The sequence below is a fragment of the Ruegeria sp. AB5 genome (genome assembly GCF_056542645.1).
Genome location: NZ_JBQGAE010000032.1, coordinates 1 through 13,340, shown reverse-complemented (window position 1 = coordinate 13,340; position 13,340 = coordinate 1). Strand labels below are relative to the sequence as shown.

The window sequence follows — 13,340 nt, the reverse complement described above, 5'->3', positions numbered from 1 at the left end:
TGGCTGCGTCAACAGGCCGAACACACGACGGTACTGACGGACCGCCGCCATCAACGCAGAAAACACTTGCAATGCAGGCGCCACCCACACAGGCCGTTCACGAATATGTCCGACGCTGCATTGCAGCATTCCCCGAAGCAGACATTGCCGGACTGCCCCGCACTTTGAGTGTTCTTGGTCGATTCAGGTTGAATGTTTGAGTATCATCAGCCCTTGTCCCTAAAGCGGACCTGCATCCATATCCCAATAAGGCACGTCGTGCCCGATGCGTTCCACAACGAAATCCAGAAACGCGCGAACTTTCGCTGGCATGTGCTTTCGTTCAGGGAAGACGGCGTATAGCGCCTGTTCAGGCAGGCGATAGTCGGGCAACACCCTGACCAGACGGCCACTGGTCAGATGAGCCCCGGCGATAAAGGTCGGCAGGCGACCTATGCCGAGCCCGTCAAGAAGCGCGGTGCACAGGGCCTCGCTGTTGTTCACGCGCAAAGCGCCGGATGTCTGAATGCGCACGTCGCCTTCGGGACCGGCCAAGCGCCACTCAGCCGGATCCCGCGAATAAGCGTAGTGAAGGCAGGAATGCGTCAGCAGATCCTCGGGCGTTTTCGGCGTTCCGAACTGCGCCAAATAGTCTGGTGACGCGACAATCACGCTGTGGATCGGGGCGAGCCTGCGTGCGATCAGGGCCGAGTTCGGCAACGTTCCGGCGCGTAAGGCCACGTCGATGCCCCCTTCGACGAGATCGACAAATTTGTCATCCATCGTCAGGTCAATTCTGATCCCCGGATATTGCCTGAGGAATGCAGCAATCATAGGCGCAACATGCAGTTGTCCAAAGGACATGGGTGTACTGAGCCGTAGTAATCCAACCGGTTGCCCCTGCAACGCCGCAACTGCGTCTTCGGCGTCCTGCGCTGCGCCAAGCGCCTGCGCCGCGTGGGCCAGATAGATTTCGCCCGCCTCGGTAAGGGAAATGGACCGCGTCGACCGATGAAAGAGCTGCGTTCCCAGATGGGCCTCCAGCACGCCGATCCGCTTGCTGACCGCTGATTTTGTAAGACCCAGATGCCGGGCGGCGGCTGCGAACCCGCCATGGTCCGCCACAGCAACAAAAACGGGGATAGCGCCAAATTCAGTCATGTTTTGCGATCCGTTGGGCGAATTATTCTCAACTATAAGTTCTAGATTCACACGATTATCATCAAATAGAAAGCCTAATAGGTATCTGCATGTCCTGTTAACGCCGGAAGCTGACATGCCCAAGATGCTCATCAACGGAATACTGCGTGATAAACCACCGGCCACGGGCGGTCGTTTTCACCGCCTGCAAAGCCCATTCACGAGCCACATCAGCGTGCAACCGGGCGCCCCGTTTCCGAACACGCCCGGCCGGTACCACCTTTACCTGTGCAAAGCCTGCCCCTGGTGTCATGGCGTCGATCTGATTCTAACTTTGAAAGGCCTACGCAATGCGTTCAGCATCACATGGATGGACCCGGTCATGTCGGAAAACGGCTGGGTCATCGACCAGACGCTGTTCAACGATCAAAGCGGTGTAGAACGCACCCGCTTCCTTTACGAAGTCTATCAGCACGCCAAGCCGGATTACACGGGTCCGATCAGCGTGCCTGTGCTACTGGACAAGGTTACGGGCCGGATCGTCAGTACCGAATCGGCCGAGATCATGCGCATGCTTCAGACGGCGTTTCCCGATGCCGCGGGACCCGATCTTCGCCCGTCCTATCTTTGCGATGATATCGACCGGATCGCCCAACGAATTCAGTCACCGATCCGCGAAGGCGCCTATCGCGCCGGGTTTGCAACCTGCCAAATCGCATTTGGCGAGGCCGTAACGGCGCTCTTTGCCTGTCTCGACGCGATTGAAGAAACGCTTGGCCGACGCCGGTTCCTGGCCGGAGACGTGCTGACAGAGGTTGACCTGAAGCTGTCTCCGACACTTCTGCGGTTTGACCCGGTCTATGTGACCCACTTCAAGACCGACTACAAACGCATCAGCGACTATGTCGCCCTACCCCGCTATCTGGCCGACATCATGGGGTTGCCGGGCGTGGCCGACACTGTGGACCTCGCACACATCCGTCAGCATTATTTCCTCAGCCATCGGAACATCAACCCCAGCGGAATTATCCCGATCGGCCCGGCTTCTCTGCGCACAGCCGATGTGCCGGAAATGGGGGCCGCGTGATGCCTGATATTGTTAGAAGATCCCGTGTATCCGCGCTGATCATGGCCATCGGCGTCCTGGTGGGGGTCAGTTTCACTTTGTCCAAATTCGTCTCGATGGCGGGAATATCTGCTCTGACCGCTTTGTTCTGGCAGGTTTTGCTGGCAAGCATCGCGCTGTTGGCGTTGTGTTTGCTGCCGAAGAAGCGCGTGGCGCTCAACACGCGGCACATCCCCTATTATGTCGGTGCCGGAGTTTTCGGTGTCAGCGGCCGCGCCCTGATCGGGTTTCTGGTGCTGGAGCACGTAAGCCTTGGGTTCTATTCCGCCCTCGTCACGCTGTCACCGCTGTTTACCATTGCGATAACGGCACTGATCGCGCGCAGGATGCTGCCGTTGCACCGCCTGATTGGTATTCTGATCGGCCTTGCAGGGGTCAGCCTTGCCACCATGGGTGGATTTGACCTGTCGGGTTTCGAGCCGGCGTGGATTGCCCTGTCGCTTTTGGGGCCCTTGTTTCTGGCCTGCGGCAACGTCTTTCGCAGCTATGCCTACCCGCCCGGCGGCGATCCGTTGGGGCTGGCGACCGGAACGCTTCTGTCACAGCTGTTGCTGATTTCCGCCCTGTTACTGGGACGCGGCAGCACAATCAGCGACGTCTCGGTGCCCCCTGCCCTGCTTGGCGCAATCTTCGGCATCGGATCCATCACCGCGCTCTGCTATGCGCTGACCTTCGAAGTACAGCGGCACACGGATGGCGTTGGGTTCGCGCAGGTCGGCTATTTTGCCACGCTTTCCGGCATCGCAATCGGGGCAATTGTCTTTCGAGAACCTCTTGGCCTCGGACTGCTTGGGTCCCTCGCAATCCTGTTCCTTGGGCTAGCCGTCACCAACGGCCACCTGAAACTCCCGCCGATCCTGCACCGACGGTCACAGGCCAACCAGACTTAGACCCACCGATAACTTTCAAACAGAAAAGGAAACCAAAACATGCAAATCACGGCCCCCACCACAGCGACTCACGCGCCCCGGATCGCGTCCCTTTATTCAGCGGTTGACGCGCTCGACGAAGCCGGCGTTGTCGAGCATGTCACCGAAGACGTGCAATTCCAGCTTGGCGATTTCGAACAGATTGACGGGCGCATAGCCGTGCAAGCCGCGAACGCGGAATTCTTTGCCACGATCCAGGGTATGCAACATACCATCACCGGCATCTGGTCCAGCGGCGATACCGCGTTCTGCGACGGCACCGTACACTACACGCGCAAGGACCAAAGCACACACGACGTGCGCTTTGCTGCACGGTTCAACTTTCGCGAGGACAGGATCGCGGATTACCGGGTGTATGTGGATATCTCGGGTCTTTGACGCGCATGGTCAGGGCGGCGCGCGTTGCCTGCCGCTCTGGCCGACACGGGCAGAAGCGGCCATAATTGCGATCCAGCTTCGGAAGAAGGTTCGATGACCGATCGCAGCATTCTGGAACAGCTCATGACGATGTCCGACGATGTCTGGGACCAGCACACCAACCCGTGGAGTGGCTGGAGCCGCCTGAGCATCCCGCCGCTGTTCGTTCTGGCCGTCTGGAGCCGGGTTTGGCTAGGCTGGTGGTGCCTCCTTCCGATCATTTTTGTTGTCTTTTGGACATGGTGGAACCCGCGCGCGTTCCGCAAAACGGGCAACCCTGATAACTGGATGTCCAAGGGAGTGCTTGGGGAACGGATCTGGCTTGCACGCGCGAAGTTGCCGATCCCAGCCAGGCATCAACGGATGCCCCTTGTTCTGGCCGCTTGTAGCGCGGCGGGCATCGGCCCTTTGTGCTGGGGGCTTTGGCAGCTTCAAATCTGGCCGACCCTTCTGGGTTTGCTGCTGCTTATGGGTGGCAAGCTATGGTTTCTGGATCGCATGGTCTGGCTCTACGAAGACACTCGAGCACAGGCAAATCGCGCAACAGCCCGGTGAAAACGGAAAGCAGGAGCATCAAATGCCCCTGCCATTCTGGGTCCGCCAGGACAGGCTTAAGCTTGTGGGCCCTCATGCGCCGAGGACCGTTGCGACAGCCCTAATGACATCAGGGACACACCGGCGAATATCAGATTCAGGCCGGAAAGAACCCCCAGCAGAACAAGGGACGAGCCATTGACGATACCGGTCAGGATCAGGCTGCCAAGCAGGATGGCCATCGCGCCGGACGCGATCATCAGCGCCATGGGCCGCTCCTGACGCGACCGAATAGCGATCACGATCCCTAACACGCCTTCAGCCAGAAAAACCGTGCCAAGCGCAAGGGTCAGTGCCAGAACGCCGCCGAACGGATCAAGCAACAAGACAAGCCCTGCAAGTACGTTCAGAACACCGATGGCCAACAGCCAAAAGAACCCTTTCCACGCCTTTTCCGCAAATGCCTGAATCGCTGTGACGATGCCTCCGCCCAGCAGAGCAACGCCGACAAAGGCTTCGACGGCAAGCGTTGACATCAGCGGGAAGGCTACGGCGCACAGCCCAACGCAGAGCATGGCGACGCCGAGCACGATCAGCCAGACCGGTCGAGGCTGCCAACCTGCGGCCTCTTCCATGAGCGCGGGTTTCGGTATGGTTTCATTAACTGAATCAGTCATATTGACCTCCGGGATTATGGTCAGGCGACCGACTTGTCGAGGTGGTCACGATAGGCGGCAACGGCGGCGTGCAAGGCCTCCCAATGGTTCTTTGCCTGATCATGTGCGTCCGTCACGGCGTCTTCGCCTTCTTGCTGGATGCGGTCAGCCAGGTCGGTGACCTTGTCTTTTGCTTCCTGCAGATCGGATTGCAGCTTTGTGACCTGCTCCTGGGTCCACTTGTCGGTCGCGTCGCCTGCGTCCTTGACCTTCTGTTCGAACGATTTCAGCTCGTCCTCGACACGGACATAGTCGTCTTTGGCTTTCTGTACGAATTCGGAAAATGTTGTCATGGTTCAGTCCTTTCATGTGTCATACGTTTTCTGGGCCCGATTGAGCGCCATGACCCGGACCCTCGCAAATCCCCGGCCCGCATCCGAGTGAGTCACGGTTAAACCACCGCGCTGTCTTGTGACGCGGCCCGTCATCGGACAAAGTTGAGCGACGGAGGGAAACATGCTTGCCAAAGTAAGCTCTGCCATCGATCCAAGCGCTATTCAGGAACAGCTGAAGCGCATCCTCGTCAGTCCGCATTTCGCGGAAACAACCCGCCTGAACCGCTTTCTGTCGCATATTGTCAACGAGGCGCTGGCCGGCCGGTCGGCGGCTCTGAAAGGCTACGCGATCGGCATTGACGTGTTCGACAAGCCCGAGGATTTCGACCCAACAATCGACACGATCGTCCGGGTTCAGGCCAACAAAATGCGCAGCCGGCTGGATCTCTACTACGCACAGGAAGGGCGCGAAGACCCGGTGAGGATTCACATTCCCAAAGGTTCTTACACCCCGGTTTTTGAGATCGCATTTGACCCCGAACGCCGGACCGATGCCGAAACGCCCCCGACAGCAACCGGCCGGGTTGCTGTTGCCGTGATGCCCTTTGACAACCTGAGCGGAGACCCGTCGCAGGAATATCTGGCCGACGGGTTTACCGAGGAAATCATCTCGGCCATCGCCCGGTTTCGCGAGGTGAGCGTGTTGTCCCGGCACGTCACCTTTCGCTTTCGCGGGCGCGGCCGCGATCCGCGCGCGGTCGGAAGCGAACTGGACGTCCAATATCTGGTTGAAGGCAGCGTACGTCATTGGAACAACAAGCTGCGCGTGACCGCCCAGTTGATTGATGCGGAAACCGGTCAACAGGTTTCCGCCGACACTTATGACCGCGACCTGAGCGCGGACAGCCTGTTTGAAATTCAGGACGACATCGCCGCGCGGATCGCCACGGAAATCGCGGAACCCCATGGTGTGATCCATCGAACGGGTGCCGTACAGCGCAGGGCGCAGACGCACACGCTGGATGCCTATCAGTGCCGGTTGCTGGCCACCGAATACTGGCGTGAGCCGACGGCCGAAAAACACAAGAAGGTCCGCGACCTGCTGGAGCGCGCCGTTGAGATAGATCCTGAATATGCCGGGGCTTGGGGGATGCTTGCGATTGTCTACGGGGACGAAGTGCGCGGCGGTTTCAATTTTCGTAAATCCCCCCCGCCCTTTGATCGCGCGCTGGAGGCCGCACAGCAGTCGGTCGCTCTGGATCCGCTGAATGCCACCGGCCAGCACGCGTTGTTTCTGACCCATTTTCATCGCGGCGAGTTCGAAAGCTTTGAAGACGCGGCTGATAAAGCCTTGCGCGCCAATCCGAACTATCCGGACATGCTGGCCGATCTGGCAGCCTGCTTTGCCGTGCGCCGGGATCTCGATCAGGCCGTCAGACTCAGCTCCCGCGCAATCGAATTAAGCCCCAACCCGCCCGGCTGGTACCATGCAAGCACGTTCCTGATCTGTTTTATAAACGGTGATTATAGCGGCGCGCGTTCAGCGGCCCGCAAAGTCGGTGGTGGCATGTGGAACGGTTCTGAAGTGCTTGAACTTATGTGCGTCCCTTACACGGAACCGGATGCCGACCTAGGTTCAACCCTGTTGGCCCTGAAAACTAACATTCCCGACGTAGCAAGATTTGTCCGGACACTTTATGCGATCTGGCATATTCCAGCGGATATCTCACAAAAAATGACCGATGCGCTGCGCGCCACCGGGGCGTTGGACTAAGGTCCAATTGTCAGGATGTAACGGTGACTCACTCCGCCCGTTCTAAAGCTGTGAATAGGAAGGTTCGGAAATCGCAGCAAAACTCGGAAACGACCAATGCTAACTCTGCCTCAGCGCCTTGATCTGATGAAACTCGCGACGGATATCGCAAAGACCAAAGCCGGCTGGTCCGAAGAAAAGCCGGTCAAACTCGAAGAGGAAGTCCTGTCCATTTTCGACCGGCTAAAGCCAAGTGTCGAAAGCGGCAGCGCCTTTGAGAACACCAGCATATCCGATGTAAAAACCGCCGTTGATGTCGCCTCGACCATTGACGAATTTCTGGAATAGCCGGCCCTTCTTCACAAACCCAAACGAAGCCGCCTCGAGTCAGGATGACGCGTGCTTGCAATTCAAACAACTATCAAGTGCGATCGCACCTAGCCGAACTTTAACTATGGTTCTCGCACACTTCGCTAGCAGCACGCTTTCCTGCCTTCGCTGCGATTGCGCAAACTGGCGCCAAATTTACTATCACTAACGGGGCAAAGTGGAATTGCGTTAAACTTGCACCACAGTCAGATTTGAGATTTTGGCTCACTTGAGGATGCAGCTATAGACAATGGACTGCGAACCTTGCGACTGAGCATCAAGTCTGGACGAAATAACTCAAAACCCCAGCTGCATCGCAAACCAGACCCCGCTCAAAAGTGTTCTTAATACTCTGATGACGAGCAAGCACTGAACCTGGGCTTGAGTTGATCTTGCTCAGTGCTTTTTTGAGAAACTCGAGGCGAACACCCGGCACCCACGCGACGTTGTTGCTGGCAACTGTAGGTTCCGCTGAACATATCGACAACACATCCTTTTTTCAAACTGATTTGTCTTTGTGACGATGGTACGTTTCTAGCAGGTGAGAGATGCCATCCGAACATTTGGTGGTAATAGCTGTCCGGAAATGCTCCGCCGCAGGACAGGTAGTGTTCGTGCGTAAACTGACGAGCGGGAACAGGATGGTCGTGCCGCGAAACTGATACACCAAAGAACGCGCCAAGCGGGTCACCTAAGAGGCAGTTCCGGCCGACCCCTAGAACTTCAAAGGGAGGTTTCACTACCGATCCTTCGAGCTTGTCGGCAGGTTTGGCGGCCTGATCTACGTCTTCGACCTCAACATAAGGAATCCAGCCTTCAAAGAGCACCTGATTTTGAGAAACGAACCCGGCCCCTGGGGGACGCAGTGTATAATCGCAACGTCCATCATGCAACGATGAAAAACGGCCCATACCAGCAATTCACCGCAGTCACCAGCGCCGCAGTGCGGCATTCACAGAACCAGACATTCGCTGCGGAGGCAAAATCCCATTCTGGCAGAACTAGCACCTTTATGGACATTGCTGCCGCAAGGGGATACAAGTTTACAACCTAGGACTACGCAAGTTTTAGATGCCCCGGTTGAGTGCTGGTTAGTCATTCACAAAGCTAGCTCAAAGGCCGGTGAGACTGAACTTCTGGCAAGACTTGAAAAAACTAGTTTGGTGTATTTTCGAAGTTTGGTTTTGTCCAAAACGTCATCTATCCCAGCCAAGTGCACGCAGCCGGTTCACAACAGACATCGCATTTTCGTCATCGCGATGCAGGCGCTTGAGGATGCGCTCTGCTGGAATTCCGGGCCAATCTTCGTTGAGCAAGGCCAATATACGCTGCCCATCACGCTCGCGATCCATCGCTTGATAGGTCGCTGCAAGATACATCACGACTGGCGCCGACATTGGCCCGCCTTCCGCACTGTTGGCTTCGATGAGACGGGCAGCTTCACCATACTCCCCCATGTGGAAGCGTGCAGCGGCGAGGATGTTCTGATCGGCATAGCGGGTATTGGCGCCAAGGGGGGCTCTGGATTGTGACGCCGCATCTATTGCGGTTTCCCATTCTCCAGACATGATCGCGATGACACCATAGAAATCCAACACATTTCCGTCGTTCGGAGCCAGCGAAGCGGCGCGCTTTGAAAACCGCAATGCAGCGTCGTAGTCCCCTCCGACATAAGCAACCCAGCCAGCAGCAGATTGGGTCCATGCCAGCGAAGCGTTTAATTCAAGCGCCCTTTCCAGCATTTGGTTTGCCTCAGCCAGAAACATGTCATGCTGAGGTCCAGCGAGAGATAGCAAAGCCTGGGATGCCAGCGTTTGCGCTGCCCCTGCATGGGCCTCTGCTGAATTCGGATCCACCTCAATTGCTGCGCGAAACAGTTCTGTGGTCAACCGCTGACGCTCTGCGTCAAAAACCGGATAGATCAACCCACGCGCCTGAGCAGTAAGGTTTGCTGCTTCCAACGCAGCAGGAGATCGCTCCATGAGCGCTTCGCGTTCGTCCCTGAGTGACCTGTCTGCAGGCGCGTCCTGAGGCGCATTCAATTGAGTGACGACGACGGACAGCGCCGTGACGCAAATCACCCCTATTGCGCCAAGTTGCCACCTCTTGCGCTGAAAAACGCGAATGTCACGCGTCCTTGTTTCGGAAATCGTAGAGTATTGTTTTATTACTGTTTCTTGTTTGATTTTCTCTTTGAAATGCGCTTGCCGCTCAAACCGGGGAGCGTAGCCGCCTTTGTCAATATAAACCCGTACAGAGTCATCGCGCCCTTCAGTCTCATAGTAATCTTCAAGCAACCGGCGCAATCGGCGTGCTTCCACGCGCACCACGTTTGCCGAAGACCGTTCATCCACCGGATCGCGCTGATAGACGAAAAACGCAATCGATTTGGCCCGAAGTTTTTCCTTACTTCCCGCAATGGACTCATTGGCAACGTATTCGAGGAATTCACGCAGCCGTGGTGTATTAGAAAACAAATCGCTTTCAATGACACGCGCGATTGCATCGCGCATCTCGGCCTCAACAAGCCCGACCTCACCACCGGTGTATCCCGAGGCTTTTGGATCGTGATCATTCATTGATTTCGGCACCTTACGCCTGGAACTCACCCCTCCAGCTTAGGGTGACTCACTTCCTCAAGGCAAAATCTAACTGCGATCTTGTGACCATGTAACCCAAGCAGCCGAGTCTCAGGTGAGTTTTCTGGAGCAACATGACCCGATCCTTTTTTCCCGATTCATGCGGGTTAAGGAACACGATTCACGACTTACCGAAATTGCTAAAGACCTCGAAGCTGTTGCGGGGGAACTCGAGCGAGAGGGCGGCCCAAAGGCGGGGGTGTTCACCGGGATTGTCTCCGAATTGACCGATGAGCTTCGACGCCGCGTTTCGGCTTGTGAATTGATACAAATGCAGAGCAAGGAGAACAAATAGATGAACTTGAACAGATTTCTGATGACCGGAGCTGCAAGTATGGCCCTAGCCATAAACGCAATTCCGGGTTTCACCCAGGAAAGCGCTGTCATTCATGACAGCGAATATTACATCCTTGAGTCGCAACACAGTGGTCGCTGGCAAACCGAAGATCAGGCAATTGACGCAAAGCTGTTGGAGATCCGCGAAGCAAACGGCGGCAAGGCTCCGAACATCATCTTTGTCCTGATTGACGATCTTGGTTTTGGCGAGATTGGTATTCCCGAGTTGTCCTTTGTTCGCGGCAGCAAAACTCCACATATCAACGAGTTCGCTGATCAAGGTATGAACTTTTTGCGGATGTACACTGAGCCCTCCTGTACCCCGACACGCATCGCTGTGACAACTGGGCGCCACCCGGTGCGCACAGGTATGCAGGAAACCAAAGGCGCAACCACTGGTGAGGGGCTTGCCGCCTCTGAAGTCACCCTGGCCGAAGTTCTGTCCGAGGCGGGATACTCCACAAGTCATATCGGAAAATGGCACATGGGCGATATAGAAGAAGCCTATCCGCATAATCAGGGCTTTGACTGGGCCGCGTTTCCCGTTCACCAACAGGCGCAGCTATCGGTCATGACACGTGACGGCGCTGATGGGAACATCATCGTTGGCTACGACACGACCACGCAGTCCAATGCACTGCACAAGGATCGCTTTTTTCGGCCCAGCTCCATGGTCTATGGGCTTGAAGGCGAAAAGGGTGGAACCGCACGCGAAGTCGGGATCGAAGCCGGCGAAACCTGGAGCCATGAAGATTATGTCGAGATGAACCTGCGCTATCATCAGCAGGCCCTCGACCAACTAGATGAGCTGGCAAAAGGGGACGAACCCTTCTTTCTGCAATACTGGCCCCTCTGGCCTGTAAATTTCTCGCAGACCGACATCGAACAAGCCCAGACCCTGAATGGCGGCCTTTGGGTCGAACGCATGACAACCGCGGATGAATGGTTCGGCGATGTCGTGGCGGAAGTTGATCGCCTCGGCATTGCGGACAACACCATCATCATCGTGATGGGCGACAATGGCCCGATGCTTCAGTATCTCGGTACAACCGGATACTCGCAGGGTGTCTATCGCGGCGGCAAGGGCCAGCACCTCGAAGGAGGCGTGCGTGTTAACGCGTTCATGCGCTGGCCTGGCGTTCTGGAAGAGGACACGATGGTCGGTGACATCGTGCATATTTCGGACCTCTACACGACACTTGCCCGCATTGGCGGCGGCGAAGAATTTCTGCCGCGCGACCGGATTGTTGACGGCGTGGATCAGACCTCGCTGTTGTTGAACGGCGAAGGGTTTGGGCGCCGTGACTATGTGTTCATCTATGAAAACGAGGTCCTACGCTCGGTCGTGAAAAACGAATATAAATGGCACCTGCCTGCCCCCGGTGTCGGCGGTGCGTTCTCGGCAGTCTACAACCTCTACCGTGATCCGCGTGAAGAGCTGTACATGCCCGGCAACGCGATTTGGACCGGTGCGTCCTTCCAGGACATGCTGGAACGCCATCGCCGACAGATCGCCAAGTTTCCCCATGCGGCTGTCGGGAAAGATCGGCCGTACGAAGGGATCGACAACTTGAGGCCTGAGACCGTGGAACTGGTCGATCACTTCATGTGGTGGAAAAACGCCAACTAAGTCGGAAAGACAGGCGAGCGCGGTTCGAACCAAACTGCGCTTGTCAAACTGTTCTGCCCAATGTTCCAACCCTAGCACAAAAAAGGTCTGTCAGATGCATAGACGCCAATTCCTAGCAACCGTTCCGGCCCTTGGGTTTGCAAGTGCAACACTGGCTGCACCAACATCCGCCGAACCCCTCTCCGTCGCCGGCTACGCGTATGACCGCGTGCAGGCCATTATGGATGGTAGTGCTAGGTTGCCAGATCGAGAGGTGAAGTTCGAAACCTCACATATCTACGCTCTTTCGCAGTCGGCCTTTGGCCCGGAACAGCGCTATGACGTGACCGAGATTGGCCTAATCCCTTTTATCCGCCAATACATCAACAACGGATTTCGCGACTACACGCTTTTGCGGGTGTTCATCTCGCGCACCTTTCGCCATCGCAACATCTATGTCCGCGCGGATGCCGGGATCAACACACCTGAAGACCTAAGAGGCAAGCGGGTTGGGACACCCGGCTATGGCTATAGCGCCCATACCTGGATTCGCGGCATGCTGGCTGACGAGTACGGCGTACATCCTCAGGACATGCAGTGGATTGAAACCACCGAAAGCTCGGATGGCGCGCCGGGCTCACCGAACTTGAACCGCCATTTCCTGCCGGACGATTTCCCGTTGACCAAAGGTCCGGCCGGAGTAAACGAGTCAGAACTCCTGGTATCCGGAGGATGCGACGCCCTGATCACAGCAATCACCCCTGAGGCGTTTTTGCAAGGTGATCCGCGCGTGCGCCAGTTGTTCCCCAATGTGAAAGCTGCCGAGCAAGCGTATTACAAGAAGACCGGTGTGTTCCCGATCATGCATGCGATCGCGGTACGACGCGAGCTGGTAGATGCCAATCCCGACTTAATAGCCCAGCTGTTCAAGATGTACAGTAATGCCAAGCAAAACACCTATACCTCACTGGACGACACCACTGCGTTAAGGGTCACTTTGCCTTGGGCGGTTGAAGAGTTCCGATCCACCCGCGCGCTGATGGGAGAGAATTTCTGGAGCTATGGCATCGACGCAAATCGCAAAGAGCTAGATCTCGCCATGCGTTATGCCAACGTACAGGGGCTGACTAAAGAGATTGGCAATCCGCCGGACCTGTTCCACCCCCTGACGCACAGACTCGTAGATTAGCAGTCAATGTCTCGTGCTATAGAGAAAGTCACCTTATTCGGAATTGAGAGCGCCGGGCTACCGCTCCACCTTCATTACGTCATCTCGCTGGAATCTCGAATTCCTACGGGCCCTTTCGCAAAGTTTTGGGCCTTGGAGAATGCATCTGGGTTCCCTGGCCGGGAGCGGTTGGCTTCGTTGACTACTTCCGCGATCTACGCAAGTTTCATTTACTCAGTCGAAATGAAGGCTGCGGCCCAATGTATGTACCGGCTGCTGTTCGCAATTGATTTCTGGCATGTTCTCGGAAGTCGCTCATATGTATCCGGCCTGTTGATCGACACGCGGGT

The 13,340-nt window shown here is 56.4% G+C and carries 15 protein-coding genes; 10 read left to right on the top strand and 5 right to left on the bottom strand.

The annotated features are described in order from the left end of the window. The coding region (locus ACR0L4_RS23100) for a hypothetical protein (RefSeq protein ID WP_480515522.1) at positions 1-200 on the top strand (200 nt) is incomplete at its 5' end. Between the two features lie 19 nt (positions 201-219). Here ACR0L4_RS23100 and ACR0L4_RS23095 read toward each other — a convergent pair. After that, complete coding sequence (locus tag ACR0L4_RS23095; RefSeq protein WP_480515520.1) at positions 220-1,140, bottom strand: LysR family transcriptional regulator; 921 nt, start codon at positions 1,138-1,140, stop codon at positions 220-222. A gap of 115 nt (positions 1,141-1,255) precedes the next feature. Here ACR0L4_RS23095 and ACR0L4_RS23090 point away from each other — a divergent pair, with 115 nt between their 5' ends. The 4 genes from ACR0L4_RS23090 to ACR0L4_RS23075 all read left to right on the top strand — a co-directional run bounded on the left by ACR0L4_RS23090 (position 1,256) and on the right by ACR0L4_RS23075 (position 4,146). After that, the gene (locus tag ACR0L4_RS23090; RefSeq protein WP_480515518.1) at positions 1,256-2,206 is read left to right on the top strand and encodes a glutathione S-transferase family protein; all 951 of its coding nucleotides are present in this window, start codon (positions 1,256-1,258) and stop codon (positions 2,204-2,206) included. Continuing rightward, on the top strand, positions 2,206-3,135 hold the full coding sequence (locus ACR0L4_RS23085; protein ID WP_480515516.1) for a DMT family transporter: 930 nt from the start codon (positions 2,206-2,208) through the stop codon (positions 3,133-3,135). The genes ACR0L4_RS23090 and ACR0L4_RS23085 overlap by 1 nt, the downstream gene beginning before the upstream one ends. Before the next feature lie 39 nt (positions 3,136-3,174). Then, positions 3,175-3,552 carry a nuclear transport factor 2 family protein gene (locus ACR0L4_RS23080; protein WP_480515514.1) on the top strand — a complete coding sequence of 126 codons (378 nt, stop codon included), beginning with the start codon at positions 3,175-3,177 and terminating at the stop codon, positions 3,550-3,552. Positions 3,553-3,645: 93 nt separating this feature from the next. Continuing rightward, the gene (locus ACR0L4_RS23075; protein ID WP_480515512.1) at positions 3,646-4,146 is read left to right on the top strand and encodes a DUF6653 family protein; all 501 of its coding nucleotides are present in this window, start codon (positions 3,646-3,648) and stop codon (positions 4,144-4,146) included. Between the two features lie 56 nt (positions 4,147-4,202). Here the strand turns inward: ACR0L4_RS23075 and ACR0L4_RS23070 are convergent, their stop codons facing one another. Further along, the gene (locus ACR0L4_RS23070; protein ID WP_480515510.1) at positions 4,203-4,802 is read right to left on the bottom strand and encodes an HdeD family acid-resistance protein; all 600 of its coding nucleotides are present in this window, start codon (positions 4,800-4,802) and stop codon (positions 4,203-4,205) included. A gap of 20 nt (positions 4,803-4,822) precedes the next feature. Continuing rightward, positions 4,823-5,134, bottom strand: a complete 312-nt coding sequence (locus ACR0L4_RS23065) for a hypothetical protein (RefSeq protein ID WP_480515508.1) — start codon at positions 5,132-5,134, stop codon at positions 4,823-4,825. Between the two features lie 163 nt (positions 5,135-5,297). Between ACR0L4_RS23065 and ACR0L4_RS23060 the strand changes: the two genes are divergently transcribed. Both ACR0L4_RS23060 and ACR0L4_RS23055 read left to right on the top strand, forming a co-directional pair. Then, entirely contained in the window at positions 5,298-6,890 is a 1,593-nt protein-coding gene (locus ACR0L4_RS23060) for a tetratricopeptide repeat protein (protein WP_480515506.1), read from the top strand. A gap of 96 nt (positions 6,891-6,986) precedes the next feature. Beyond that, entirely contained in the window at positions 6,987-7,217 is a 231-nt protein-coding gene (locus ACR0L4_RS23055) for a hypothetical protein (RefSeq protein WP_480515504.1), read from the top strand. Between the two features lie 365 nt (positions 7,218-7,582). On the opposite strand, the gene ACR0L4_RS23050 is transcribed toward ACR0L4_RS23055, so the two are convergent. Then, entirely contained in the window at positions 7,583-8,149 is a 567-nt protein-coding gene (locus ACR0L4_RS23050) for a VOC family protein (RefSeq protein ID WP_480515501.1), read from the bottom strand. Positions 8,150-8,434: 285 nt separating this feature from the next. Then, positions 8,435-9,817 (bottom strand): tetratricopeptide repeat protein, encoded by a 1,383-nt coding sequence (locus ACR0L4_RS23045; protein WP_480515499.1) that lies wholly within the window; start codon positions 9,815-9,817, stop codon positions 8,435-8,437. Positions 9,818-9,932: 115 nt separating this feature from the next. On the opposite strand from ACR0L4_RS23045, the gene ACR0L4_RS23040 reads away from it, so the two are divergent. From ACR0L4_RS23040 to ACR0L4_RS23030, 3 genes are all read left to right on the top strand, one after another. After that, a complete protein-coding gene (locus ACR0L4_RS23040; protein WP_480515497.1) occupies positions 9,933-10,172 on the top strand; it encodes a hypothetical protein in 240 nt (79 codons plus the stop codon). Further along, a complete protein-coding gene (locus tag ACR0L4_RS23035) occupies positions 10,173-11,843 on the top strand; it encodes a sulfatase-like hydrolase/transferase (RefSeq protein WP_480515495.1) in 1,671 nt (556 codons plus the stop codon). A gap of 94 nt (positions 11,844-11,937) precedes the next feature. Beyond that, a complete protein-coding gene (locus ACR0L4_RS23030) occupies positions 11,938-13,011 on the top strand; it encodes an ABC transporter substrate-binding protein (protein WP_480515493.1) in 1,074 nt (357 codons plus the stop codon). Positions 13,012-13,340: the final 329 nt, after the last annotated feature.